At 72.5% G+C, this 23971-nt stretch carries 24 protein-coding genes and 1 pseudogene; 13 read left to right on the forward strand and 12 right to left on the reverse strand.

The features are described from left to right. Positions 1 to 15 precede the first annotated feature (15 nt). The 7 genes from narH to GE115_RS18570 all read left to right on the forward strand — a co-directional run bounded on the left by narH (position 16) and on the right by GE115_RS18570 (position 7435). Positions 16 to 1728, forward strand: a complete 1713-nt coding sequence (narH, locus tag GE115_RS10775) for a nitrate reductase subunit beta (RefSeq protein ID WP_153684789.1) — start codon at positions 16 to 18, stop codon at positions 1726 to 1728. Continuing rightward, entirely contained in the window at positions 1725 to 2348 is a 624-nt protein-coding gene (narJ, locus tag GE115_RS10780) for a nitrate reductase molybdenum cofactor assembly chaperone (protein WP_153684790.1), read from the forward strand. Before narH ends, narJ begins: the two co-directional genes overlap by 4 nt. Then, positions 2348 to 3190 (forward strand): respiratory nitrate reductase subunit gamma, encoded by an 843-nt coding sequence (gene narI / locus GE115_RS10785; RefSeq protein WP_153684791.1) that lies wholly within the window; start codon positions 2348 to 2350, stop codon positions 3188 to 3190. Before narJ ends, narI begins: the two co-directional genes overlap by 1 nt. After that, complete coding sequence (locus tag GE115_RS10790) at positions 3187 to 4404, forward strand: MFS transporter (protein ID WP_153684792.1); 1218 nt, start codon at positions 3187 to 3189, stop codon at positions 4402 to 4404. The genes narI and GE115_RS10790 overlap by 4 nt, the downstream gene beginning before the upstream one ends. Positions 4405 to 4434: 30 nt before the next feature. Beyond that, positions 4435 to 5271 carry an alpha/beta fold hydrolase gene (locus GE115_RS10795; RefSeq protein WP_153684793.1) on the forward strand — a complete coding sequence of 279 codons (837 nt, stop codon included), beginning with the start codon at positions 4435 to 4437 and terminating at the stop codon, positions 5269 to 5271. A gap of 37 nt (positions 5272 to 5308) precedes the next feature. Further along, positions 5309 to 6718 (forward strand): MFS transporter, encoded by a 1410-nt coding sequence (locus GE115_RS10800; protein WP_153684794.1) that lies wholly within the window; start codon positions 5309 to 5311, stop codon positions 6716 to 6718. A gap of 66 nt (positions 6719 to 6784) precedes the next feature. Beyond that, on the forward strand, positions 6785 to 7435 hold the full coding sequence (locus GE115_RS18570; RefSeq protein WP_216648820.1) for a hypothetical protein: 651 nt from the start codon (positions 6785 to 6787) through the stop codon (positions 7433 to 7435). Between the two features lie 10 nt (positions 7436 to 7445). Here the strand turns inward: GE115_RS18570 and GE115_RS10810 are convergent, their stop codons facing one another. After that, on the reverse strand, positions 7446 to 8162 hold the full coding sequence (locus GE115_RS10810) for a GAP family protein (protein WP_153684795.1): 717 nt from the start codon (positions 8160 to 8162) through the stop codon (positions 7446 to 7448). Between the two features lie 126 nt (positions 8163 to 8288). Between GE115_RS10810 and GE115_RS10815 the strand changes: the two genes are divergently transcribed. After that, a complete protein-coding gene (locus tag GE115_RS10815) occupies positions 8289 to 8918 on the forward strand; it encodes an ABC transporter ATP-binding protein (protein ID WP_153684796.1) in 630 nt (209 codons plus the stop codon). Next, on the forward strand, positions 8915 to 10438 hold the full coding sequence (locus tag GE115_RS10820; protein WP_153684797.1) for a hypothetical protein: 1524 nt from the start codon (positions 8915 to 8917) through the stop codon (positions 10436 to 10438). Before GE115_RS10815 ends, GE115_RS10820 begins: the two co-directional genes overlap by 4 nt. A 24-nt stretch (positions 10439 to 10462) precedes the next feature. On the opposite strand, the gene GE115_RS10825 is transcribed toward GE115_RS10820, so the two are convergent. The 5 genes from GE115_RS10825 to GE115_RS10845 form a co-directional block, all read right to left on the reverse strand. Beyond that, positions 10463 to 12694: a HelD family protein gene (locus GE115_RS10825; protein WP_512698680.1), complete on the reverse strand. Its 2232-nt coding sequence runs from the start codon at positions 12692 to 12694 to the stop codon at positions 10463 to 10465. 89 nt (positions 12695 to 12783) lie between these two features. Beyond that, the gene (locus tag GE115_RS10830) at positions 12784 to 14640 is read right to left on the reverse strand and encodes a thiamine pyrophosphate-requiring protein (RefSeq protein WP_153684799.1); all 1857 of its coding nucleotides are present in this window, start codon (positions 14638 to 14640) and stop codon (positions 12784 to 12786) included. A gap of 7 nt (positions 14641 to 14647) precedes the next feature. Then, positions 14648 to 14839 (reverse strand): hypothetical protein, encoded by a 192-nt coding sequence (locus GE115_RS10835; RefSeq protein WP_153684800.1) that lies wholly within the window; start codon positions 14837 to 14839, stop codon positions 14648 to 14650. 134 nt (positions 14840 to 14973) lie between these two features. Then, entirely contained in the window at positions 14974 to 15273 is a 300-nt protein-coding gene (locus GE115_RS10840) for a Dabb family protein (protein ID WP_153684801.1), read from the reverse strand. Between the two features lie 44 nt (positions 15274 to 15317). After that, positions 15318 to 16379 (reverse strand): GlxA family transcriptional regulator, encoded by a 1062-nt coding sequence (locus GE115_RS10845; protein WP_172979844.1) that lies wholly within the window; start codon positions 16377 to 16379, stop codon positions 15318 to 15320. A gap of 156 nt (positions 16380 to 16535) precedes the next feature. Here GE115_RS10845 and GE115_RS10850 point away from each other — a divergent pair, with 156 nt between their 5' ends. Continuing rightward, on the forward strand, positions 16536 to 17477 hold the full coding sequence (locus GE115_RS10850; protein ID WP_153684803.1) for an alpha/beta hydrolase: 942 nt from the start codon (positions 16536 to 16538) through the stop codon (positions 17475 to 17477). An 89-nt stretch (positions 17478 to 17566) separates the two neighbouring features. Here the strand turns inward: GE115_RS10850 and GE115_RS10855 are convergent, their stop codons facing one another. From GE115_RS10855 to GE115_RS10870, 4 genes are all read right to left on the reverse strand, one after another. Next, positions 17567 to 18355 carry a PspA/IM30 family protein gene (locus GE115_RS10855; RefSeq protein ID WP_153684804.1) on the reverse strand — a complete coding sequence of 263 codons (789 nt, stop codon included), beginning with the start codon at positions 18353 to 18355 and terminating at the stop codon, positions 17567 to 17569. Next, the gene (locus tag GE115_RS10860) at positions 18352 to 18969 is read right to left on the reverse strand and encodes a hypothetical protein (RefSeq protein ID WP_153684805.1); all 618 of its coding nucleotides are present in this window, start codon (positions 18967 to 18969) and stop codon (positions 18352 to 18354) included. Before GE115_RS10860 ends, GE115_RS10855 begins: the two co-directional genes overlap by 4 nt. Before the next feature lie 218 nt (positions 18970 to 19187). Beyond that, on the reverse strand, positions 19188 to 19934 hold the full coding sequence (locus tag GE115_RS10865) for an NADPH-dependent F420 reductase (RefSeq protein WP_153684806.1): 747 nt from the start codon (positions 19932 to 19934) through the stop codon (positions 19188 to 19190). A 33-nt stretch (positions 19935 to 19967) separates the two neighbouring features. Further along, positions 19968 to 21452 (reverse strand): aldehyde dehydrogenase family protein, encoded by a 1485-nt coding sequence (locus GE115_RS10870; protein WP_153684807.1) that lies wholly within the window; start codon positions 21450 to 21452, stop codon positions 19968 to 19970. A gap of 153 nt (positions 21453 to 21605) precedes the next feature. Here GE115_RS10870 and GE115_RS19095 point away from each other — a divergent pair. Further along, positions 21606 to 21701, forward strand: a pseudogene (locus GE115_RS19095) (tautomerase family protein); the annotation flags it as partial. A gap of 41 nt (positions 21702 to 21742) precedes the next feature. Here GE115_RS19095 and GE115_RS10880 read toward each other — a convergent pair. Further along, on the reverse strand, positions 21743 to 22165 hold the full coding sequence (locus tag GE115_RS10880) for a DUF1048 domain-containing protein (RefSeq protein ID WP_312855082.1): 423 nt from the start codon (positions 22163 to 22165) through the stop codon (positions 21743 to 21745). A 104-nt stretch (positions 22166 to 22269) separates the two neighbouring features. Between GE115_RS10880 and GE115_RS10885 the strand changes: the two genes are divergently transcribed. Together GE115_RS10885 and GE115_RS10890 are read left to right on the forward strand one after the other, a co-directional pair. Continuing rightward, positions 22270 to 22866 (forward strand): TetR/AcrR family transcriptional regulator, encoded by a 597-nt coding sequence (locus tag GE115_RS10885; RefSeq protein WP_312855083.1) that lies wholly within the window; start codon positions 22270 to 22272, stop codon positions 22864 to 22866. A 110-nt stretch (positions 22867 to 22976) separates the two neighbouring features. Beyond that, entirely contained in the window at positions 22977 to 23180 is a 204-nt protein-coding gene (locus GE115_RS10890; RefSeq protein ID WP_153684808.1) for a hypothetical protein, read from the forward strand. A gap of 15 nt (positions 23181 to 23195) precedes the next feature. Here GE115_RS10890 and GE115_RS10895 read toward each other — a convergent pair whose 3' ends face one another. Next, a complete protein-coding gene (locus GE115_RS10895; RefSeq protein ID WP_153684809.1) occupies positions 23196 to 23939 on the reverse strand; it encodes a formylglycine-generating enzyme family protein in 744 nt (247 codons plus the stop codon). Positions 23940 to 23971: the final 32 nt, after the last annotated feature.

A 23971-nucleotide genomic window follows, 5' to 3' on the forward strand; every position in this document is an offset into this window, starting at 1 on the left:
AGAGGTGACCCGCTGATGCGAGTGATGGCCCAGATGGGCATGGTGATGAACCTCGACAAGTGCATCGGGTGCCACACCTGCTCGGTGACGTGCAAGCAGGCGTGGACGAACCGCGCCGGCACCGAGTACGTCTGGTTCAACAACGTCGAGACGAGACCCGGGCAGGGGTATCCGCGACGCTACGAGGACCAGGAGAAGTGGCGCGGCGGGTGGGAGCTGAACGGCCGCGGTCGCCTGAAGCTCCGCACCGGCAGCCGGCTCAAGCGCCTGCTCACGATCTTCTCGTCGCCCGTGCAGCCCAAGCTCGAGGACTACTACGAGCCGTGGACCTACGACTACCAGACCCTGATCGACGCGCCGCTCGGCGACGACTTCCCGGTGGCGCGGCCGAAGTCGCTCATCACCGGCGAGGACACGAAGATCACGTGGTCGGCGAACTGGGACGACGACCTCGGCGGCGCGAGCGAGATGGGCCACCTCGACCCCGTCGTCGAGAAGGTCCGCCGCGAGTCGGAGGACGCGATCAAGTTCCAGTTCGAGCAGACGTTCATGTTCTACCTGCCGCGCATCTGCGAGCACTGCCTGAACCCGTCGTGCATGGCCTCGTGCCCCTCGGGCGCGATCTACAAGCGCGAGGAGGACGGCATCGTCCTCGTCGACCAGGACCGCTGCCGCGGGTGGCGGCAGTGCATCACCGGATGCCCCTACAAGAAGATCTACTTCAACCACCGCACCGGCAAGGCCGAGAAGTGCACGCTCTGCTACCCGCGGCTCGAGGTCGGCCTCCCGACGGTGTGCTCGGAGACGTGCGTCGGGCGGCTGCGCTACCTCGGCCTGTTCCTGTACGACGCCGACAAGGTCACCGAGGCGGCCTCCACGCCCGACGAGCAGGACCTGTACGAGGCACAGCTCGACCTCATGCTCGACCCGGACGACCCCGAGGTGATCCGCGCGGCGCGCGAGCAGGACATCCCCGACGACTGGATGGACGCGGCCCGCCGCTCGCCCGTGTACGCGCTCGCGAAGAAGTACCGCGTGGCGCTGCCGCTGCATCCCGAGTACCGCACGATGCCGATGGTCTGGTACATCCCGCCGCTGTCGCCGATCGTCGACCTGCTGCGCGACCAGGGCCACGACGCCGAGTCGGCGGGCACCCTGTTCGGCGCGATCGAGGCGCTGCGCATCCCCGTCGAGTACCTCGCCGAACTGTTCACGGCGGGCGACACCGACCTCGTCACGGGCGTGCTGCGCAAGCTCGCCGCGATGCGCGCCTACCTGCGCGACATCACCCTCGACCGCGAGCGCGACGAGTCGATCCCCGCCTCGGTCGGCATGAGCGGCGCGACCATGTACGAGATGTACCGGCTGCTCGCGATCGCGAAGTACGAGGAGCGCTACGTCATCCCGACGGCGCACTACGAACGCGCGCACGAGCTGGAGGAGCTCGGCTGCTCGCTCGACTTCGACGGCGGGCCGTACGAGATCGGCGAGTCGGGGCCGTTCGGCGAGGCGAGCGGGCGCCCGGCACCCGTCGCCGTCGAGACCTACCAGGCGCTGCGCGACCGGCAGACCGCCGGCGAAGCCGCGAGCAGCGAGTCGCTGCGAGGCCGGGTCAACCTGCTGAACTGGGACGGCAACGGCGCGCCGACGGGCCTGTTCCCGCCGCGCGGGGAACCGGATGCCCCGGCGGATGAGCCCGCGGGCGACGCGCCCGGAGGCCGCCGATGAACCGCGCGGTCGTGTACCAGGCGGCCTCAATCTGCCTCAGCTACCCCGACGATCGCGTGCTCGGCCTCGCCGACGTCGTCGGACGCGCGCTCGACGAGTCGGCGCCCGCGGCGGCGGCATCCTTCGCCCCGCTGCTGCGCTGGTGGGAGACGACGCCCGCGTCGGAGGTGCAGCGGAGCTACGTCGACGTGTTCGACCTGTCGAAGCGCCACGCGCTCTACCTCTCGTACTGGACCGACGGCGACACGCGGCGCCGCGGCCAGGTGCTCGCCGACTTCAAGCAGCGCTTCCGCGACGCCGGGCTGGTGCTCGGCGACACGGGCGAGCTGCCCGACCACCTGCCGCTCGTGCTGGAGTTCGCGAGGCACCGCCCCGACGAGGGCGCCGAACTGCTGCAGTCCTACCGCGCGAGCCTCGAGCTCATCCGCATCGCGCTCGCCGAGCGCGATTCGCCGTACGCCGGGGTCGTCGCGGCGGTGTGCGCGACCCTGCCCGGCCGGTCGCCCGAGGACCGCGCGCAGGCGATGGCACTGGCGGCGGCAGGCCCGCCCGCGGAATCGGTCGGGCTCGACCCGTACGACCCCCGCCTGCTGCCGCTCGAGCCCACGGGGGGTCGCTGATGTCGGTGCTGCTCTGGGGCATCCTGCCCTACGTGATGGTCGCCGTGTTCGTCGGCGGGCTGATCTGGCGATACCGCTACGACCAGTTCGGATGGACCACGCGCTCGTCGCAGCTCTACGAGTCGCGGCTGCTGCGCATCGGGTCGCCGCTGTTCCACTTCGGCATCCTCGTCGTGGTCATCGGGCACGTGGTCGGGCTGTTCATCCCGCAGGAGTGGACGGCGGCGGTCGGCGTCACTGAGGACCTCTACCATCTGTTGGCCCTGGGGCTCGGCACCGTCGCGGGCATCGCCACGCTCGTCGGCGTCGGCATCCTCGTCTACCGGCGCCGCACGACCGGGCCCGTGTTCATGGCCACCACGAAGAACGACAAGACCATGTACGTCGTGCTCGTCGCGGCGATCATCGCGGGCCTCGCGACGACCGTCATCAGCGTGTTCGGGCCCCACGAGGAGGTGACCTACCGCGACACGGTCTCGCCGTGGTTCCGGTCGCTGTTCATCCTCCAGCCCGACATCCAGGCCATGTCGGAGGCCTCGTTCGCCTTCCAGCTGCACACCGTCGTCGGCATGCTGCTGTTCCTGATCTGGCCGTTCACGCGGCTCGTGCACGCGTTCACGGCGCCCGTGCACTACCTGTTCCGGCCGTACATCATCTACCGCTCGCGCGACGGGCGGCCGAGCGCGAGCCGGGGCATCCGCCGCGGCTGGACCGCGGTGGGCACGCCCGACCGCACGAGCGACCGGCGCGTGCCGGGGCCCGGGCCCAATGCCGTGCCCGGCCCGGGGAACCCCGGCGCGGGCGCACGCCGGAAGGACCGCACCGGAGGGGGAACGCGATGACCGAGACGAACACCCGCAGCGCGCCGACCGTGCTCGAGGGTCGTGGTCGCAACCTGGGGCTGGCGCTCCTGTCGTTCGCGATCACGTTCTGGGCGTGGAACCTGGTGGCGCCCATCGCGGTGCGCTACGCCGACGAGCTCGACCTGGATGCCACGCAGACCTCGATCCTCATCGCGACGCCCGTCATCGTCGGCTCCGTCGGGCGCATCCTCACCGGCGCGCTGACCGACCGGTTCGGCGGCCGGATCATGTTCACCGTGCTCACGGCGATCTCGGCCGTGCCGGTGCTCCTCGTCATGTGGGCCGGGGAGCTCGGCTCCTACCCCCTGCTGATCGCCTTCGGGTTCCTGCTCGGCATCGCCGGCACGACGTTCGCCGTCGGCATCCCGTTCGTGAACGCGTGGTACGACCCGTCGAAGCGCGGGTTCGCGACCGGCGTCTTCGGCGCGGGCATGGGCGGCACGGCGCTCTCGTCGTTCTTCACGCCGCGCATGGTCGCGGCCTTCGGCTACGAGGCGACGCACGTGATCATCGCGATCGCCCTGCTCGTCGTCGCGGCGATCACCTGGTTCCTCATGCGCGACGCCCCGGTGTGGAAGCCCAACCACGACCGCGTGATGCCGCGGCTCGCGGCCGCCGGGCGGCTCGCCGTGACGTGGCAGATGGCGTTCCTGTACGCGGTCACGTTCGGCGGGTTCGTCGCCTTCTCCACCTACCTGCCGACCTATCTCAGCAACGTGTACGGGTACGACCTCACGGACGCCGGCGCACGCACGGCGGGCTTCGCGATCGCCGCGGTCATCGCGCGCCCGGTCGGCGGGTGGCTGTCCGACAAGATCGGGCCGGCGAAGGTGCTCATGATCTCGCTCGCGGGCGCCGCCGTGATGGCGATCGTGATCGCCCTGAAGCCCCCGGCCGAGCTGCTCGCCGGATCGAGCTTCGTGCTCATGGCCGTCTTCCTCGGCCTCGGCACGGGGGCGGTGTTCACGTGGGTCGCCCAGCGTTCCCCGGCCGAGCGCGTCGGTTCGGTGACCGGCATCGTGGGCGCGATCGGCGGGCTGGGCGGGTTCTTCCCGCCGCTGGTCATGGGGGCGACGTACGACGCCGAGTCGCACAGCTACACGATCGGGCTCGTGCTGCTGTGCATCACGGCGCTCGTGGCGCTCGCGTTCACGATCTTCCTCGCGCGGCGTCGGGGGCCTGCGGAAGAGTAGTCGCAGGCAACGAACCGGAAGGGCCACCTCATGGCACGCATCACCGTCGGCACCGAGAACTCGGCCGAGATCTCCATCCACTACGACGACCAGGGCGAGGGGCGACCGGTGGTGCTCATCCACGGCTTCCCGCTGAACGGCGAATCGTGGGGCAAGCAGGAGGCGGCGCTGCTCGACGCGGGCTACCGGGTGATCAGCTACGACCGACGCGGCTTCGGCGCGTCGAGCAAGGCGTCGTCGGGGTTCGACTACGACACGTTCGCGGCCGACCTGCACGCCCTCATGGAGGCGCTCGACGTCCGCGACGCGGCCCTCGTCGGCTTCTCGATGGGTACGGGCGAGGTCGCCCGCTACCTGGCGTCGTACGGCAGCGGCCGGGTCGCGAAGGCCGCGTTCCTCGGGTCGCTCGAGCCGTATCTCCTCCAGACCGGCGACAACCCCGGCGGTGCGGGCCCGATCGAGTTCTTCGAGGGCATCGCGGCCTCGGTGCGCGAAGACCGCTACGCCTTCGTCACGGGGTTCTTCCGCGACTTCTACAACCTCGACGAGTTCCTCGGCAGCCGCATCTCGCAGGAGGCGCTCGACGCGAGCGTCGCCGTCGCGAACCAGGCGGGCAACGCGGCCATCGCCGCCGCGCCGCTCACCTGGCCGACCGACTTCCGCGCCGACATCGAGCGGGTGGATGTCCCGGCCCTGATCCTGCACGGCACCGCCGACCGCATCCTCCCGATCGACGCCACGGCCCGACGCTTCCGCGAGCGGCTGCCCGAGGCGACCTACGTCGAGATCGAGGGTGCACCGCACGGCCTGCTGTGGACCCATGCCGACGAGGTGAACGAGGCGCTGCTCGCCTTCCTCGCCGAATGACCGGCGCCCGGCGCGACCTGCCGGCGGGCCGGGCGTGATGGCCCAGTCGTCCATGTCGCGCGACCAGCGGCTCATCCTCACGATCGCGGTGCTCGCGTCGTTCGTGTCGTTCCTCGACGGCACCGTCGTCACCGTCGCGCTGCCGGCGATCATGGACGAACTCGGCGGCGGGCTCACGACCCAGCAGTGGGTCGTCGACGCCTACCTCATCACGCTCGGCTCCCTGATCCTCGTCGCGGGCTCGGTGAGCGACGTCTACGGGCGCATCCTCGTGCTGCGCATCGGTCTCGTCGGCTTCGGCCTCACCTCGATCGCGGTCGCCGCGGCGCCGTCACCCGAGTTCCTGATCGTCGCCCGCGCGCTGCAGGGCATCGCGGGCGCCCTGCTCGTGCCGAGCTCGCTCGCCCTGATCACGGCGAACTTCCGCGACGAGGCGCAGGCGCGCGCGATCGGCGTGTGGACGGCGTTCACGACCGCCGCTATGGTCGCCGGCCCGCTCATCGGCGGCCTCTTCGTCGACTTCGCGTCGTGGCGGTACGCCTTCCTCATCAACGTGCTGCCGATCGCGGTGACCCTGTGGCTGCTCGTGCGACTCGGACAGCACGACGAACGCCGGGCGGGCGGCCGCATCGACTGGCTCGGCGCGACCCTGTGCACCGTGGGCCTCGGCGGCATGGTGTTCGCGCTGATCGAGCAGCCGAACCTCGGCTGGTCGTCGCCGCTGATCTGGATGCCGCTCGCGATCGGCGTGGCCTCCTTCGCGGGGTTCCTCGTCAGGCAGCGCTTCGCGGCGCAGCCCATGATGCCGCTGTCGCTGTTCCGGGTGCGCAACTTCTGGAGCGGCAACCTCGCGACGCTGTTCGTGTACGGGGCGCTCTCGCTGAACGGCTTCGTGCTGGGCGTGTACCTCCAGCAGGGCGCCGGCCTACCGGCGACCCTCGCCGGGCTCGCGACGCTGCCGACGACGGTGCTGATGATCCTGTTCAGCGCACGCGTCGGCGCGCTCTCCGGAAGGTTCGGCCCGCGGCTGTTCATGACCGTCGGACCCCTCGTCATGGCCGCCGGCGCCCTGCTGCTGCTCACGGTGTCGACCGAGTTCTCGTACTGGTGGCAGGTGCTCCCGAGCGTCCTCGTGTTCGGTGCGGGCCTGACGCTCACCGTGACGCCGCTGACCTCGGCCATCCTCGGCGCCATCGACCCCGCCCGCTCGGGCATCGCATCGGCCGTGAACAACGCCGTGTCGCGGGTCGCCGGGCTGCTCGTGATCGCCATGCTCGGCGCCATCGTGGGCGGGCAGCTCGACCTCGACGGCTTCCATCGGGCGGCGATCGTGACGGCCGCGCTGATGGCCGCGGGCGGCATCGTCTCGTGGATCTGGATCCGCAAGCCAGAGGAGGAGCCGGGCAGCGCCGCGTCGCTCGATGCGGAGGCCGGGGCCGACCAATAGCATGAGCCGACGCGCTGCGCGCCTGGATCGACGCAGTGGTCGCCGAACAGGTGGGGGGAACCATCGATGGAACCGACTCCGGAGCAGCGCGGCCCAGCCGTCGTGACCGTGCCCATGCTGATCTGGGGCGGGGTCGCGATCGTGGTGCTGGCCTTCCTCGCGGCGTTCCTCGGCGCGTGGCTCGCGCCGACCGGCGCGGGAACCGCCGACCCCGAGCCGACCGCGACCGCCGAGGCGACGCCGAGCCCGACACCCGACGACGAGACCGATGCCGATGAGGAGGAGGCGACCGAGGCCGAGGTGCTGCCGGCCGGCTCCGACGTGCGCGCCGGCAGCGGCACGCCCCTCGACACCTACGGCACCGAGGGCGAGGTGTACCTCGACATCGAGTCGGCCAACGTGTACCTGCACCGCGACGGCGCGTGGGTCTCGGTCGGCAACATCCGCACGGCCGCGGTCGACCACCTGACGGGTGCGCAGGGCGAGCAGGGCGCGACGGGCGAACAGGGCGCGACCGGCGAACAGGGAGCGACGGGCGAGCAGGGTGCCGCGGGCGAGCAGGGCGCGGCCGGCGCCGACGGCACGCAGGTGCTGCTCGGCACTACCTCACCCGATCCGGGCGAGGCCTGCGCTCCCGACGGGAGCGTGTTCGTGAACACCACCACGACCGAGTTCTACGCCTGCACCGAGGGCGCCTGGCAGCGCTCGGGCGAGTAGCGCAGCAGGGTCACAGCAGCGCGACGAGCGCCTTCTGCAACTGCAGCACGCCGATCACGAGCATCAGCGCCGCGTTCAGCACGTTGGTATGCGAGGCGATCCACGTGCGGAGCCGACCGAGGAACGGTGCGGCCGCTGCGCCGCGAACGAAGACGAGCACCGTCGGAACCGCGATCGGCAGGATGCCCAGGACGACGAACCCGGTGCCGACGAGCACCGTCTGCGCCTCGGGCAGCGCCGCGAGGATCACGTCGAGCGAGGCGATCAGCGCGCACGTGAGGTCCACCGGATTCAGCGCGAAGATGCCGAACCCCAGCAGCACGGTGCGGAAGAACGTGAACGACTGCACCGCCCGCAGCCAGCCGGGCAGCTGCGGCGCCGCCCGTACGACCTCGCCGGGCGTCGTCGCCTTCGCCATGCTGTCGACGTGCACCTGGCCGCTCCGGTAGACCCACACCGCGGCGGCCACGAGGAACAGCCCGAGCACCAGTCGCACGATGACGATCCACAGCGGAGGTTCCTCGAACAGGTGCACCTCGATCACCTGGAACAGCCAGAGCCCGAGCGCGAAGACGACCAGGACCGCGAGTCCCCATCCGAGCAGGAAGGCGAACCCGTTGAGCCGCGCCCGCGGTGAGACGAGCACGGCGACGAGCGCCATGATCGCGAGCGGGCTGAACACGATCCCGAGCGCGAGCGGCAGGATCTCGGCGATCAACTGACCCATGTGCACCCTCGCATTCGGCCGACCTCCGCAGTAGCTGCGCCTCGCGGGGGCAGGCACTCGCCGCGCGTCCCCCTGGCGCGAACCTACCGCGTGGGCGAGGGATGCCGCACCTGCGAGGATGGTCCGATGATCGAGGTGCGCGAGATCGGCGTGGTGGTCGACGACGTGATCCTGCTTGCCCCTATCTCGGTGAGCGCGCGGCGCGGTGAGGCGCTGATCGTCCGCGGCCGCAACGGCAGCGGGAAGTCCACGCTGCTGCGAGTGCTGGCCGGTGCCCGGAAGCCGTCGACGGGCGAGGCGCGTATCGCCGGCGCTTCCGTCCTCGAACGCGATCCCCGGTTCCGGCGTCGGGTCGCCGCGATGATCGGGCTCCCGCCGTTGGCCGCCGACCTCACGGTCGTCGATCACCTGATGCTGGTCGCGACGACGTGGGCCGACGATCGGCGCGCGGCCGCGACGCTCGCCCACGTCATCCTCGACGAGTTGGGGTTGACCGGCCTGGCGGAGCGCTTCCCGCACGAGCTGTCGTCCGGCCAGACCCAGCTGCTCGGCCTCGCGCTGGTGCTGGCACGGCCGTTCGAGGTGCTGATCCTCGACGAGCCGGAGCAGCGGCTCGACCCCGAGCACCTCGCGACCGTGATCCGCGTGCTGCGTGCCCGGCGAGATGCGGGCGCCACCCTCGTGGTCGCGACGCACAGCGCGGTGCTCGCCGATGAGCTCGGTGATCGCACGCTGCACCTGGGCGTGGCGGCATGAGCGACGACCGGATCGCGGGCGCGCTCGCCATCTGGCACGCCCGGAACCTGCGCAGCGCCGGCGATCGCGCCTTCCTCGCGTACGCCGTCGTCATGGTGCTCCTCGTCGCGGTGGCCCCGGCCGGCCGACTCGTCTGGCTGGCCGTCACCACGCCCGAGGCGATCGCCGCCCTCACCTCGCCGTCGGCCCCGGAGGTGACGACGGTCGTGGTCGCCGCGCTCTGGGCCGGCGCACTGCTGTGGGGTCGTGACCGCGGACCGGCGTTGCTGGCCCCCTTCCCGACCTACGCGCTCGGCGCCGGCGGGTCACGCCGGTCGCGGGCGTTCCGAGGTGCCGTGCTTCGCGCCGGAGCCGTCGTGACGGCCGGTTCCGTGGCGGGTGCCGGCCTCATCGCGGGAAGCCTGATGAGCCACGGCGCGACCGGCGCGGTCGGCGTCGCGGTCTTCGCGACGGCCGGCGCGCTCGTCGGCATCATCGCGTCGATCGCCTGGCTCGCCGGCCAGGCCCTGCCGCGCGCCGCGGCGCCGATGGCCCTCGCCGTGCTCGTCCTCGGCGCCCTCAGCGCCGCCGTTCCCCTGTTGCAGCCGTTCACCCCGTGGGGCTGGGTGGCGATGGCCTACCCGGCCGATCCATCGCACGCCGGGCTCGCCCTCGCCGCGCCGCTGGCGCTGACGGCACTGGCCGCGTCGGCGGCCGCGCTCGTCGCCCTGGCGCCGCGGCTGATGGCGCGGCTCGCGCTCGAACGGCTGATCGAGCAGGCCGTGCGGTGGGAGTCCGCCACGAACCACGCGACGATCATGGACTTCAGCGCGGCCGTGACCGCCTACCGGCGGGTTCCGCACAGAGGGCGACGCATCCGGGCGATCACGCCCGTTCGATTGCCCCTGGCCTTCCTGATCCGGGACGCGATCGGGGCCGCTCGCACGCCGGGCCGGCTCGTCGGCGGGGTCCTGGCGGTCGCCGTCGCCGGAGTGCTCATCACCCTCGCGGTCGCGCCGGATGGGACCGTCCCGGGCTGGGTCGTCGGCGCCGCTGCGGGCGTGCTGCTCTTCGGCGGCCTCGGTCCGCTCACCGACGGCGTGCGGCACGCGGTGAGCGTCGCCTCCGACCTCCCGCTCTACGGGATCGCGGACGAACGCCTGCTCGCGCTGCACGTGCTGTTCCCGCTCGCCGCGTCCGCGGTCGTCCTCGTCGCGGTGGTGGTCGCATGCTCGATCGTCGCGGGCGCGGCCGCCGGCCCACCGGCCCTCGTCGCCCTCGCGCTCGGGCTGCTCACGTCGGCCGTCCGGGTCGGAGCCGCGCTGAAGGGCGGATTGCCCCCGGCCCTGCTCGCGCCGATCCCCACGCCGATGGGCGACTTCGGCGCGGCCGTGCGGATGGTGTGGGCGATCGACGGCGTGCTGCTCGCCGCGCTTGCCGGCGCCGGCGCGGCGCTCGCGTCCGCGTCGCCGGTACTGCTCGTCGCCGTCGCCGTCGTCGTCGTCGCGGTCGGGATCCGCCGCTGGCGGGCACGGGCGTAGCCCGCCGCCGCGACCGCCCTGCGATCAACCGATCGCGTCGACCGCCTCGACGACGGTGAGCCGCTGCGTCGGCCGGGTGAGGGCGACGTAGAGCCGCTTCCACGTCGCCTGCGACACCGCGTGGGGCGCGGGCAGCGGCGGAACCGCGACCACGACGGCGTCGAACTCGAGCCCCTTCGCCTCGTCGGGCGTGCCGACCCACAGCCGCTCCTCGACCCCCTCCGAGGCCGCGCGCGCGGCCTCGGAGGCACGCACCTCGCGGAGCGAGCCCAGCAGTGCGAGGGGAGCGATGACGCCCACGGTCCCGGCGGCCTCGGCGGTGTCGGCCAGCGCCTCGGTCGTCGCCCGCGCGGTCGCCTCGCCGAGTTCGGCGGGGGCGACGCGCACCACCTTCGGCTCGTGCTCGCCGTCGCGAGCCGACGCCGGCTCCGGCGCATCCGGTTCGACGCGACGCAGCACGCCCGTCGCGAGTCGCAGGATGCGGCCGGGCGTGCGGTAGTTGACCGTCAGATCCTCGCGGCGCCAGCGGGGCGCCTGCTCGTCGAGCAGTCCCGCCCACGTGAACGGGGCATCCGTCGACGTGTACTGGTGCTCGTCGCCGACGAGCGTCATCGACCGCGTCGGGCACCGGCGGATGAGCGCGCGCAGCAGCATCGGGCTCGTCTCCTGCGCCTCGTCGACGATGACGTGCCCGTAGACCCACTCGCGGTCGTGCATCGCCCGCTCGGCCGGGGTGCGGTCGTCGCCGAGCACCTGCCGGTCGGCGAGCACCTCGGCGGCGACGATCGAGACCGGCGCGGCCTCGTCGTCTTCATGCGCATCGACGTCGCCCACCATGTCGAGCACGTGCTGGGCGTACGCGACATCCGTCAGCCGGTCGGCCTGCGCCCGCGCCCGCGACGCGGCGCTCGGGCGCGGGTCCTCGCCGACGAGCTCGGCGACCTCGTCGACGAGCGGCACGTCGGCGACCGTCAGCGGATGCTCCCGCGAGCGCAGCAGGTTCGCCCGCAGCGCCGGGTCGAGCCTCGGGAACGCGCGGTCGAGCCGCTGCGGATCGGCGAAGAGATCGCGCACCACCTCGACCGCGTCGAGGATCGGCCAGAGCTCGTCGAAGAGTTCCTGCACCGCCGGGTCCTCGGCCCAGTCGGCGCGTCGCTCCCAGTCCTCCATCGAGGACTCGCCGTGCTCGGCATCCTCGAGGCGGAGGATCTCGGTGAGCAGCGCCTTCTCGAACTGCGGCCGCCCGCGGTTGTGCGCGACGCCGCCGGCGCGGCCTCGCGTGCGAACGCGCCGCAGCAGCGCCGCGTCGAGGGTCAGCGGCTTCATGCCCGCCGGGTGCAGCACGCGCGCGCCCTCGCTCGGCACCTCGTAGGCACGCACGGCCTGCTTCAGCGCCGGGACGATGTCGAGCCGGCCCTTGAACTCGGCCGCGGCCGGTGCGTCCGTCGCGGTCGCCCGGATGCCGGGCACGAGCGTGCCCGGGGTGACGAGCACCGCCGAGTCCTCGCCGAGCGACGGGAGCACCTGCGAGATGTAGTCGAGGAAGCGGGCATTCGGCCCGACGATGAGCACGACCGACTTCGCGAGCCGGTTGCGGTGCTCGTAGAGCAGGTACGCCGCCCGGTGCAGGGCGACGGCGGTCTTGCCGGTGCCGGGGCCGCCCTGCACGACGAGGGTGCCGGCGAGGGCGCCGCGGATGATCGCATCCTGCTCGCGCTGGATCGTGCCGACGATGTCGCCCATGTGCTGCGTGCGCGGCCGGTCGAGTGCGGCCATCAGCGCGCCGTCGCGGCTGTCGGCATCACCGAGTTCGTCGACGCGCAGCGCCTCGTCGTAGGCGGCCGTCACGGTGCGGTCGGTCGCGGTGATGCGCCGCCGCGCACGCAGGCCCTCGCGGTGCAGCGGGGTCGCGGTGTAGAACGCCCGGGCGACGGGCGCGCGCCAGTCGACGAGGAGCCGCTCGCCGTCTTCGGGGTCGCTGAGGCCGACGCGGCCGATGCGGAACCGCTCGCCCTCGTCGGTCTCGACGCCGCCGAACAGCAGCCCGTACTGCGCCGCCCGCAGCCCCTGCAGCCGCTGAGCGTGGTGCGCGACGAGCGCGTCGCGCTCGGTGAGGTCGAGGCCCTCGGTCGGCCGCCCGAGGGCCGCGGCGAGCTGGCTCTGCTCGTGTGCGAGCAGGTCGGCGACGACCTCGCGGATGCGGTCGAGCGCCGCCTGTTCCTCGGCGACGGGCGTGGTGGGAAGGATGCTGCTGATGACGGTTCCCCTCGTGCGGCAGGACCGTCGATTCTACCCGCGCCGGATGCCCCGTGCGGTCGCGGCTGCGCCGGGGCAGCCGCCCGGACTCACCCGAGCTCGATGGCCGCGTACTCCTCGAGCAGCCGCAGCGCGCGCTCGGCCTGCGGACCGCCGAGGTCGCGTTCGGTGCGCAACGCCTCGCGGAGCCCGTCGAGCAGTTCGGTGCCGGCGGCGGCGAGCGGGGGAAGCATGGGCATCGCCGGATCCGTGCGCAGCGCGAGCACGTACGGCCGGTCGGCGGCGAGCGCGCGCCCCCAGGCCGCATCGAGCACGGCGGAGTCCTCGACCCGCTCGCCGTCGAGGCCCAGCGCGCGGGCGTACTCGGCGTACGGGAACTCCGGCAGCGACTGGCTCGCCGCGAATCGCGGCGCGCCCTCGATCTCGCGCTGCTCCCACGTGACCTCGGCGAGGTCGCGATTGTCGAACACGGCGATCACGAACCGCGGGTCGGTCCAGTCCTGCCAGCGCGACGCGACGGTCACCAGTTCGGCGAGGCCGCTCATCTGCATGCCGCCGTCGCCCGAGAGCACGATCACGGGATCGCCCGGCGCGAGCAGCTTCGCGGCGAGGCCGTACGGCACGCCGCCGCCCATGCTGGCGAGCGTCGACGAGACGTGCGGCACGACGCCGGCCGGCAGACGCAGCTGCCTCGCATACCAGTAGACGACGCTGCCGACGTCGAGCGCGATGCGGGTATCGGCGGTCAGGTGCGGCTCGAGCGCGCGCATCGCAGCCTCGGGGTTGATCGGCTCCGCGGCGACGTTCGCGCGCGCCTCGCGGATGCGGTTCCAGTCGTCGATGAACGTGCGCACGCGATCGGCCCAAGGGCCGGCGGGCGCGGTCCGGGCGCCTACGGCGCCGGGCGCGTCGGTGCCTCCCGTCGCGCCGAGCGCTCCGTTCAGCGCGCGCAGGGTGACGGATGCCTCGCCGACGAGCCCGATCTCGACGGGATACCGGTCGCCGATCCGGCGGGTGTCGATATCGATCTGCACGGCGCGCGCCTGCCCGGGCGCCGGATAGAACTCCGTCCACGGGTCGTTCGAGCCGACGATGAGCAGGGCGTCGCACTCGCCGAGCACGTGCGCACTCGCGGTCGTGCCGAGGTGGCCCATGGTGCCGGCCACGAGCGGATGCCGCTCGTCGACGTGCGGCTTGCCGAGCAGGCTCGTGACGATGCCGGCGCCGAGCCGTTCGGCGAGGGCGGCGAGCTCGCTCCACGTGCCGGCTGCTCCGCGGCCGGCGAGGATCGCCGGGCGCTCGGCCGAGCGGAGCAGGTCGGCGGCGGCGCGTACGTGCTCGGTCGGCGCGCTGACGATCGGCCCGGCGCCGAGGCCCGCCGAGGTCACGACGACGCCGTGCTCGTGCGCGTGGTCCGGGGCATCCGCCGATTGCACGTCGTGCGGAACGATGACGACCGTCGGCGACGAGGTCGCGAGCGCGACGCGGAACGCACGGTCGATCGCGAGCGGCACCTGCTCGGGCGACGAGACGAGCACCTTGTACTGCGCGGCGACGTCGGCGAACAGCACGGGCAGGTCGATCTCCTGCAGGTAACCCGAGCCGAGCACGCTGCGGTGCTGCTGTCCGACGATCGCCACGACGGGCACATGGTCGAGCTTCGCGTCGTAGAGGCCGTTCAGCAGGTGGACGGCACCCGGCCCCTGCGTCGAGAGCACGACGCCCGCTCCCCCGCCGTACTTCGCCTCGCCGACGGCCATGAAGGCGGCGCTCTCCTCGTGACGGGCCTGCACGAACGCGACCGCGCCGTCGGTGCGCCGGATCGCCTCGACGATGCCGTTCACGCCGTCGCCGCTGTACCCGTAGATGCGCGCGACACCCCACTCCCGGAGGCGGTCGACGATCGCGTCGGCGACCGTGGCGGGCTTCGAGTCGTTCGCAGCCATATCGCGATCACGCCGGGTCGGGCGCGCCTCCGGAAGCGGTGTCGGCAACGACCGTCTCGCCGTCGACCTCTTTCTCCTCGGGGAGGTGGATGTCCTCGCCGCTCGGCCGGTCGCCGTCGCGTCCGTCCTGGTCGCGGTCGGCCTGCTCGTCGCGGGCCCACTCGTCGCGCACGTCGTCGGCATCACGCTGGTCGCTCATCGCGTCCTCCTCGATCGTTCGGATGCTCCGGCCGGACCTCGTGGCCCCGCCGCACGCGTCACGCTACGGAACCTGCGGCACGATCGTGAGGGCCTTGCGCGCGGCCGCTGACGGCGGTAGCAGTACCGAGGCGTTCATGCGCCGAGCGGCTCGAAGTCGAGTTCCTCGAACTCGGCGACCTCCACGGCCCACCGCTGCTCGACGAACGCGACGTGGTCGGGATGCGCGTTGTACGCGTCGTACGCCGCCTGGTCGGCGAACGTCATCGCGAACTGGAAGCGGTAGTCGCTCTTCGGGCTCACCTGCCGCGACGCGGCGAAGTCGAGCACGCCCGGGATGCCGGTGAGGATGCGCTCGCCGTCGGCGAGGAACGCGTGCTCCGCGGCGGAGTCGGGATCGTGGCGCAGCGTGAAGGCGACGGTGTGACGGATCATTCGGGGCTCCAGGGTTCGGTGATGGACGGGGTTCGGGGCGGCGATCACGCGGGCACGGCCTGCGCCGAGGCGCCGACGCCGGCGCCGGCGCCGGCGCCGATGCCGATGCCGCGGAATGTCGTGCGATACGCCGAGGCGGTCGTGCCGACGACGCGCTCGAAGTTGCGGCGCAGCGACTCGTCGCTGCCGAGGCCGACCATCGCCGCGATCTCGGAGACCCGGTAGTCGGTGCGCTCGAGCAGTTCCTTCGCCCGGTTGACGCGCTCGCGTGTGATCCAGTCGAACACGCTCATGCCCGTGCTCTCGCGGAAGCGGCGCACGAGCGTGCGCTCCGAGACGTGCTCGTGCGCGGCGAGCTGCGCGAGCGTGAGCGGTTCGTCGAGGTGGTCGCGCAGCCAGCGCAGCAGCGACTCGACGGGCGGCTCGTCGTCGAGCCGGATCGAGGGCTTGATGAACTGCGACTGGCCGCCGGGCCGATGCGGTGCGCTGACGAGGATGCGGCTCATGTCGTTGGCGTACGCCTGGCCGAGGTCGAGCGCGAGCAGGTGCAGCGCGAGGTCGGTCGCCGAGAAGATGCCGCCCGACGTGTGCACGCCCTCGTCGTCGACGTAGAGGTGCTCGGCCTGCAAGGTCGCGAGCGGGAACGCCTCGCGGAACTCCTTCGAGAGCACCCAGTGCGTCGTCGCCCGTTTGCGGTCGAGCACGCCGGCCTGCCCGAGGATGAAGGCGCCGCCGCAGAACGACACCATGCGGGCCCCGGCGTCGCGGGCGGCGCGGATGCTGCCGAGGAGTGCGTCGCTGCGCGGGGCGAGCGGCTCCTCGAGCCCGGGCACGAGCACCGTGTCGGCCTCGAGCATCGTGTCGAGCGGAGCGAGCTCGCCGGGGTCGACCCCAGATGGCAGCACGACCCGCGGCTGCTCGCCGACGAGCACGACCTCGTACGGCGTCTCGATGTCGCCGGTGACCGCGGCGAGCGACGGCATGCGCCGCCCGAAGATCTGCTGCGCGACGGCGATCTCGAGTCCGACGGTGTCGGGCAGCACGACGAGGGCGATGACGTGCTCGTCGCGCCCGCGCGAGGTGGCCGGGAGTCTGGTCGGTCGCATGGCGGGCTCCTCACCGCCCGCCACGATGGCGGGATCCGTGGCCATTCTGGCCGGGCGCGTGGAGGGCGGACAAGCGCCGGAGAGGAATGTGGTGGTCAGGTCTTCACCGCATCGCAGCTCACCCGAACGAATCACACGAACGAAGGGAACGGAACCATGAACACCACCGCCGCCACGACCACCGACATCGTCCTCACCGAGGCCGAGCTCGCCTTCATCGCCGACGCGAACGCGAAGCCGACGCCCGCCGTCGTCTTCGTGCACGGGCTCTGGTTGCACGCCTCGAGCTGGGAGCCGTGGGTCGCCCGGTTCCGCGGCCTCGGCCTCGCCGCGTTCGCCCCGGGCTGGCCCGGCGACGGCGCGACGGCCGCCGAGACCCGCGAGCACCCCGAGCGCGTCGCCGGCGTCGGCCTCGACGCGGTCGTCGCGCGGTACCGGGCGGTCATCGACCGGCTCGAGCGCCGCCCGATCCTCATCGGGCACTCGTTCGGCGGGCTCATCGTGCAGCTGCTGCTCGGCCAGGGCTACGGCGCCGCGGCGATCGCGATCGACCCGGCGCAGGGCAAGGGCGTCTGGGCGCTGCCGCCGGTGCAGCTCTGGAACGCGCTGCCCGTGCTCGGCAACCCGACGCAGTTCCGCGGGGCCAACATGCCCTCGCAGGCGCGCTTCGCGCAGGCGTTCGGCAACCGCCTCAGCCGCGAGGAGTCCGACGCCCTCTACGCCGCGGTCGTGATCCCCTCGCCCGGCCGCCCGCTGTTCGAGGCCGGCGCGGCCAACCTCGCCCCGCACTCCCCCGCGGCCGTGGCCGTGGACGCCGACCGCGGGCCGCTGCTCGTCATCGGCGGCGGCAAGGACCGCACGGTGCCCGCCTCGACCGCGCGACGCGTGTTCCGCACCTACCGCCACGCGACCACCGTGAACGAGTACAAGGAGTTCCCCGACCGCGGCCACTCGCTCGTGCTCGACTCGGGCTGGCGCGAGATCGCCGACTACGCCGTCGAGTGGCTGCGCTTCGTCGGCGTCGTCGAGCCCGAGGCAGCGGGCGACGCGGCGAACGCGCCGGCCGCTGAGGCCGCACCGACCGAGGCGGTCGCCTGACCGAGACGCACGATTCGACCGCGGCGCGGGGCATCCGATTCGGATGCCTCGCGCCGCGGTCGTCGGTCGCGTGATCGGCGGCTGCGGCGTCAGCTGCGCGCGGCGCCGCCCTGCCCGATGCCGAGCCACCCCGAGCCGTCGGCGGTGCCCGCGGCGCCCGGGCCCGCGGCGCCGCCGGCACCCTTCAGCTCCTGCAGCTGCCGATCGATCTGCGCCTGCGCCGAGAGCGCCGCGAGCTGGCGCTCGATGTCGGCATCGGGCGCCGCGGTGAGGTCGGTCAGGGCCCCGCTGGCGAGCAGCTCATCGGTCGCGGCGGCGCGGGCCTGCATCTGCGCGACGCGGTCGCGGGCGCGGTCGAGGCTCGAGCCGACGTCCTCGATCGTGTTGCTGATGCCCGACACGGCCTCGTTGGCGCGCACCTGCGCCTCGGACGCGGTGTAGGTCGCCTTGATGGTCTCCTTCTCGATGCGGAAGGCGGCGACCTGGTCGGTGAGCCGGCGCTCGCGCTCCTGCAGCTGCGCGGTCTGGCGTTCGAGCGCGGTGTACTGCTTCTGGAGGCTCGCGACCTGGCCCTCGAGCATCGCGCGCCGTTCGAGCGCGGCCCGCGCCAGGTCTTCGCGCCCCTGGGCGAGCGCCTCGGAGGCCTGCGAACCGAGTCGCTGGTAGCGGGCGCCCATCTCTTCACCCTGCAGTTCGATGCGCTTCTTCGCCGTCGCGACCTCGGCGACGGCCTGCCGAACCTGCTGGAGCAGTTTCACCTGCTGGTCGTAACTGTCGTCGAGGGTTTCGCGCGGGTCCTCGATCTTGTCGAGCGCCTTCGACGTCTTCGCCCGGAAGATCGTTCGCACCCGCGCGGAGTTGCTGTTGGCGTTGCTCATGGTCGGTTCCCCTCATCTCGGACGGTGGAAGCAGTGGGCGGCGCGACGCGGCCGTCTCGGCGGTTCAGCGCCTGGAGCTCGTCGATGCCGGCGCGCAGCGCCGCGACCTCGCGCTCGACGTCGGAGCCGAGCGCCGAGAGCGCGTCGTCGGTCGTGCCGGTGAGTCCGGATGCCACGGCGGTGCGCACCCGTCGCACGAGGTGTTCGACCTCCTCGACGCGGCGACGACCGGCCGACAGTTCCTCGGCGAGCGCGGCCGCGTCGGTCTCGCTCTCCATGAGGCGCAGCTGCAGGTCGAGCACGCGGCCCTCCTCGGCGATCCGGCGGTAGAGGCGCGGGAGTTCGCCGCGGGGTCCGCTGCCGTCGGTGGCGAGCTCGACGGCGGCCTGGCCGCTGCGCAGCGTCTCGTCGAGCCTCACGCGCAGGGCGAGCACCGTGCGCTGCGGGCCGCGGCTCAGGCGCGCGCGGGTGCGCAGCGCGGTCTGCCCGACCGCCCGGCTGCGGCGGATGCGCCGGAAGACCGCGCGAAGGACCAGCACGACCGTGACGGTCACGGCGATCGAGCAGAGCACGATCACCCCGAGCACGCCCAGTACGACCTCGATCACGAGCACCACCGCCCCTCTGCCATCGGCCCCGTCCCACGACGCCCGTGTCGCGAAACGCGATATAACGCGTTCTGACACCATAACCCGCGACGCGTCGAAGCGGGAGGGTCGGCGTCGGATTCGCAGGGGGCGTGCAGGTGCCCGGCTCGAGGCATCCGATCGGATCGCCCCTCGGCGCGCGCCGAAGGGCTGCGCCGAGGTGCTACGCCTCGAGCGCCGAGACGCTACGCCGCGAGCGACCGTTCCGCACGCGCGAGGTTCGCCACGAGCTCCTCGCGGTTCTGCGGCGTCACGTACGCCGGCTGGTCGCGCTCGGCGCGCCAGCTCTCGGCGAGCGGGCCGATCTCGACCGAGTCGAACCCGAGGTCGTCGAAGAGCGCCGAGACGAGGGCTGCGGCGTCGTCGAAATCGCTGGCGGTCGACAGCGCCCGGCGACCCGGGGCGCCGGCGGGCTTGCCGTCGGTCAGGATGTCGGCGGCGGCGATGTTGTTGAACCCCTTCGCGACCTTCGACTCGGGCAGGTGCGCCTGCAGCAGCCCCGAAACCGTGGCCTCACCGGAGTCGAGCTCGGCGATGCGGCCGTCGCGCTCCCAGTAGTAGTTGTTCGTGTCGATCACGATCTTTCCCGCGAGCGGCGCCACGGGGATGTCGCGATACGCCCGCAACGGCACCGTCACGATGACGAACTCCCCGGCCTCAGCGGCTTCGGTCGCCGTGCCGGCCGTCGCGTTCGGGCCGAGTTCGGCGACGAGTCCGGCGAGCGTCTCGGGACCGCGCGAGTTGGCGATGGTCACGCGGTGGCCGAGCTCGACGAGCTTCCGAGCGAGGTTGCCGCCGATGTTGCCGGCGCCGATGATTCCGATACGGGTGGGTGCGAGGTTGGTCATGCTCCGATGCAACGCGGGCGTCCAGGTTTTGATTCCAAAACCACGATCGGCGAGACGCGAGACGCGAGCCGGATGCCGCGGCATCCGGCCCGGCCCGTCGACGGGTGCACCGCGCGGTCAGAGCTCGGCGATGACCGTCTTCAGCTCGGTGTAGTCCTCGACGCCGAAGGAACCGAGCTCGCGGCCCCAGCCCGACTCCTTGTAGCCGCCGCGCGGCAGGGTCACGTCGTCGGCGTGCCACGAGTTCAGCCACACCGTACCGGCGCGGAGCCGCCCGCCGACCCGGTGGGCCGTGCCGATGTCGCGCGACCACACGCCCGCGGCCAGGCCGTAGCGGGTGTTGTTGGCGAGCGCGATGGCCTCCTCCTCGGTGTCGAACGGCACGGCGGTGACGACCGGCCCGAAGATCTCGTCCGTCTGGATCGACATCTGCTCGCTCACGTCGGTGAAGACCGTCGGCCGCACGAAGTAGCCGCGATCGCCGACGCGCACGCCGCCCTCGGCCACCGTGGCGCCCTCGGCGACGCCCGCCTCGAGGTACCCGGTGACCTTCGCGAACTGCTCGTCGGAGATGAGCGGGCCCATGTCGGTGCGCTCGTCGAACGCGCTGCCGACCCGGATGCCCCTGGCGATCTCCGCGATGCCCGCGACGACCTCGTCGAACACCCCGCGCTGCACGTAGAGGCGGGAGCCGTTCACGCAGCACTGGCCCTGGTTGAAGAAGGCGGCGTGCGCGGAGCCCGGGATCGCCTTGGCGAGGTCGGCGTCGTCGAACACGACGTTCGGTGCCTTGCCGCCGAGCTCGAGCGAGACCTTCTTGAGGTTCCGGCTGGCCGCTGCGGCGATCTTCTTGCCCACCTCGGTGGATCCCGTGAACGCGACCTTGTCGACGTCGGGGTGATCGACGAGGGCCGCGCCGGCGTCGCCGAAGCCGGGCAGCACGTTGACGACGCCCGCCGGCAGCCCCGCCTCGAGCAGCAGTTCGCCGAGGCGCAGCGCGCTCAGCGGGGTCTGCTCGGCGGGCTTCAGCACCACGGTGTTGCCCACCGTGATCGCGGGCACGATCTTGAAGGCCGCCATCGTCAGCGGGAAGTTCCACGGCACGATGCCCGCGACGACGCCGATCGGCTCGCGCACCGTGTAGGCGAGGAACTGCGAGGTCTCGCTCGAGAGCGGGATCGTCGTTCCCTCGATCTTGTTCGCCCAGCCCGCGAAGTAGCGGAACAGCTCCGCCGCGGTGGCCACGTCGCCGTCGCGCGCGCCCGCGAACGGCTTGCCGCCGTCGAGCGCCTCGAGATGCGCGAACTCGTCGGCGTGCTCCTCGAGCAGGTCGGCGACCCTCCACAGCAGGCGCCCGCGCTGGCGCGGCGTGAACCGACTCCACGGCGAGCCGTGCTCGAACGCCCGGCGCGCCGCGGCGACCGCCCGGTCGGCGTCCTCGACGCCGGCCTGGGCCACCTGGGTGATGGTCTCCTCGGTCGCGGGGTCGATGGTCGCGAAGGTGCGGCCGTCCGCGGCATCCCGCAGCTCGCCGTCGATCAGCAGGCGGCGCGGCGACGAGAGGAAGTCGGTGACGGCGGGAAGCAGGGCCGTGTCGGTCATGGTGGTCCTTTCAGGTGACAGGGTGCTCGTCATTGGACGAAGGGGAGCTCGGAGCGGTCGATCGTCAGTGCCACTGCCGCGATGACCAGCACACCATAGAAGATCTGTTCGTAGGAGCGATCGACGCCCGCGACCGCTGCCCGGCCGCGCACCGTCGACCAGCGCCGAGACTTCGCCGAGCAGGTCACGCGCGCCGCGGTCGACGCCCTCGGCGCCCGCCAGCAGGACGTGCACATCACGTTCGAGGAGGTCGCCGACCACGGGCGGATGCCTCGGCGCCCGGCTGCGCGTCAGGCTCCGCCCGAGGCGCCGCTCGGCGAGCCGGAGCTCGACGAACCGAGACTGGGCGATGCAGCGGCGATCGCATCGATCGCCCGCGCCAGGCGCGCCCGCTCCTTCGCGATCCACTGCCCGTCGACGTAGTTGTCGAGCAGCAGTTCGGCGAACGCGACGGGGTCATCGCCGACGATCGACCGCACCGGGATGCCGCCCGCCACGCACTCCTCGAAGACGTCGGCGAGATCGTCGAGCAGGCGCAGGAGCGCCTCGCCGCTCGTGATCGACCCGCGATAGACGAGGTAGCGCTCGATCGCCTCGACCGCCGCGCGGTGGCCGACGGGCAGGTGCTGCTTGCGGGCGACGTATCGCCGGTACTCCTGCCGCTCGTCGGGCGAGGCGGCGAACTCGTCGATCCAGGTCGCGCTCAGGGTCACCGTTGCTCCTCCGGTCGGCGACACGGAACGTGTCGTGTTGTTCGGCACGCTAGCAGCGTGTCTCGGCCCTCCGCAACACGACACGTTGCGTGTACTCTCGGGGGGTGAACTCCGCCCCCGATCCGGCCCGACGCAGCGAACGCGCGCGCCTCGCCGTGCTCGACTCGGCGATGGAACTGTGCCGCGAGAACGGCTTCGCGCAACTCACCATCGAGGCGATCGCCGAACGCGCCGGCGTCAGTAAGAAGACCATCTACCGGTGGTGGCCGTCGAAGGGGGCGGTACTGCTCGAGGCGGTCTCCGAGGCGGCCACGGCCGCCGCGTTCCACGTCGACACCGGCGACCTCGCGGTCGACATGCGCACGCAGCTGGCCGGGGTCGTGGCGCTCTTCACGCCGCGCGACTCGTCACCCGTGGCGGCGCTCATGTCCGAGTCGCAACGCGACCCGTCGCTCGCGACCGAGGTGCGCGAGCAGTTGATCCGCCCGAGGATCGCCCTCTTCGAGGAGCGTATGCGTTCGGCCCAGCGCTCCGGCGAGATCCCCGAGGGTGCCGACCTCGGCGTCGCCCTCGACCTGTTCTACGGCCCGATCTACCATCGCCTGGTCTTCCATCTCGACCTCCCCGACGACGAGGAACTGGGCGCCCGCGTCGACCACGTCATCGCGGCGTTGCGCGCGATGCCCGCCGCGAACCGCTGAGCGGTAGTCCGGCACGCGCGGCACGTCAAGCCGTTGGCTTCGGAGCCCGTCGCGTCGCAGTCTGGATGCACGACCTGCGCACGTACGAACGCGAACGCGAGGAGGACGACATGACGACGGACGCCACAGGCAACGGACCCGGCGAGGGCGCCGAGGAGGCACCGGATTCCGCGGTCCCCGATGATGAGCAGCTCGAGGAGCCCAGCACCGAGAAGGACCCGGGCGAGCAGCCGCGCGCGCCGAAGCCCGACGAGCCGCAGGCCGACCACGAGGCGATCGGCATCGGCGTCACCGACCCGCCGTCGCCGGCCTGATCCGCCCGCGGGCGTTCACCGCCGCGGCGTCCAGCCGAGCGGGCGGGGTCCGTCGATCGTCGCGCGCTCGGCGTCGGCCGCTGCCGACCATCCCTGCGCGGCATCCTCGGCGTCGAACCCGCCCCGCGCGACCCGGAACCCGACGTCCTCGTGATGCATCCGCGGCGCCCCGCCGCGCCGGGTCGACGCCCGCACGCTCCACGCATCGTCGGCGAACCCGCCCCCGCGGAAGACGCGGTACGCGTCGTAGCGCGCAGGATCGAGCAGGTCCCAGCACCACTCCCACACGTTGCCGAGCGTGTCGAACAACCCATTCAGGTTGGGCATCCTCCCGCCGACGTCCTGCGGAGCGGCGACGCCGTCGGCACTCGTCCAGGCGACGTCCGCGAGCGGCCCGTAATGCGGGCCGGTCGAGCCGGCCCGGCACGCGAACTCCCACTCGGCCTCGGTGGGCAGCCGGAAGCCGTCGGCATCGACGTGCCACGTGACCTCCTCGCCGTCGAACGTGTACGCCGGGTCGAGGCCCTCCCACTCCGATGCCGCGTTGCAGAACCGGATGGCCCGGAGCCAGCTGACCCCCGTCGCGGGCCGTCGGGGATGCGTCGCCGTCTCACCCAGCAGCTCACCCAACTGCTCCTGCGTCACGGCGTACACGCCGATCTCGAACGGCTCGAGCTCGACCGTGCGGCGCTCGCGCCGGCGCGCGTCGTGGAGGGTGACCGCTCCCCCGTCGATGCGGGCCAGTTCGAGGTCGGTCATCGGGGCAGTCTCGCACGTCGAGCCTGCGCCCG

Origin of the sequence: Agromyces agglutinans, assembly GCF_009647605.1 — a bacterium.
Classification (GTDB): Bacteria; Actinomycetota; Actinomycetes; order Actinomycetales; family Microbacteriaceae; genus Agromyces; species Agromyces agglutinans.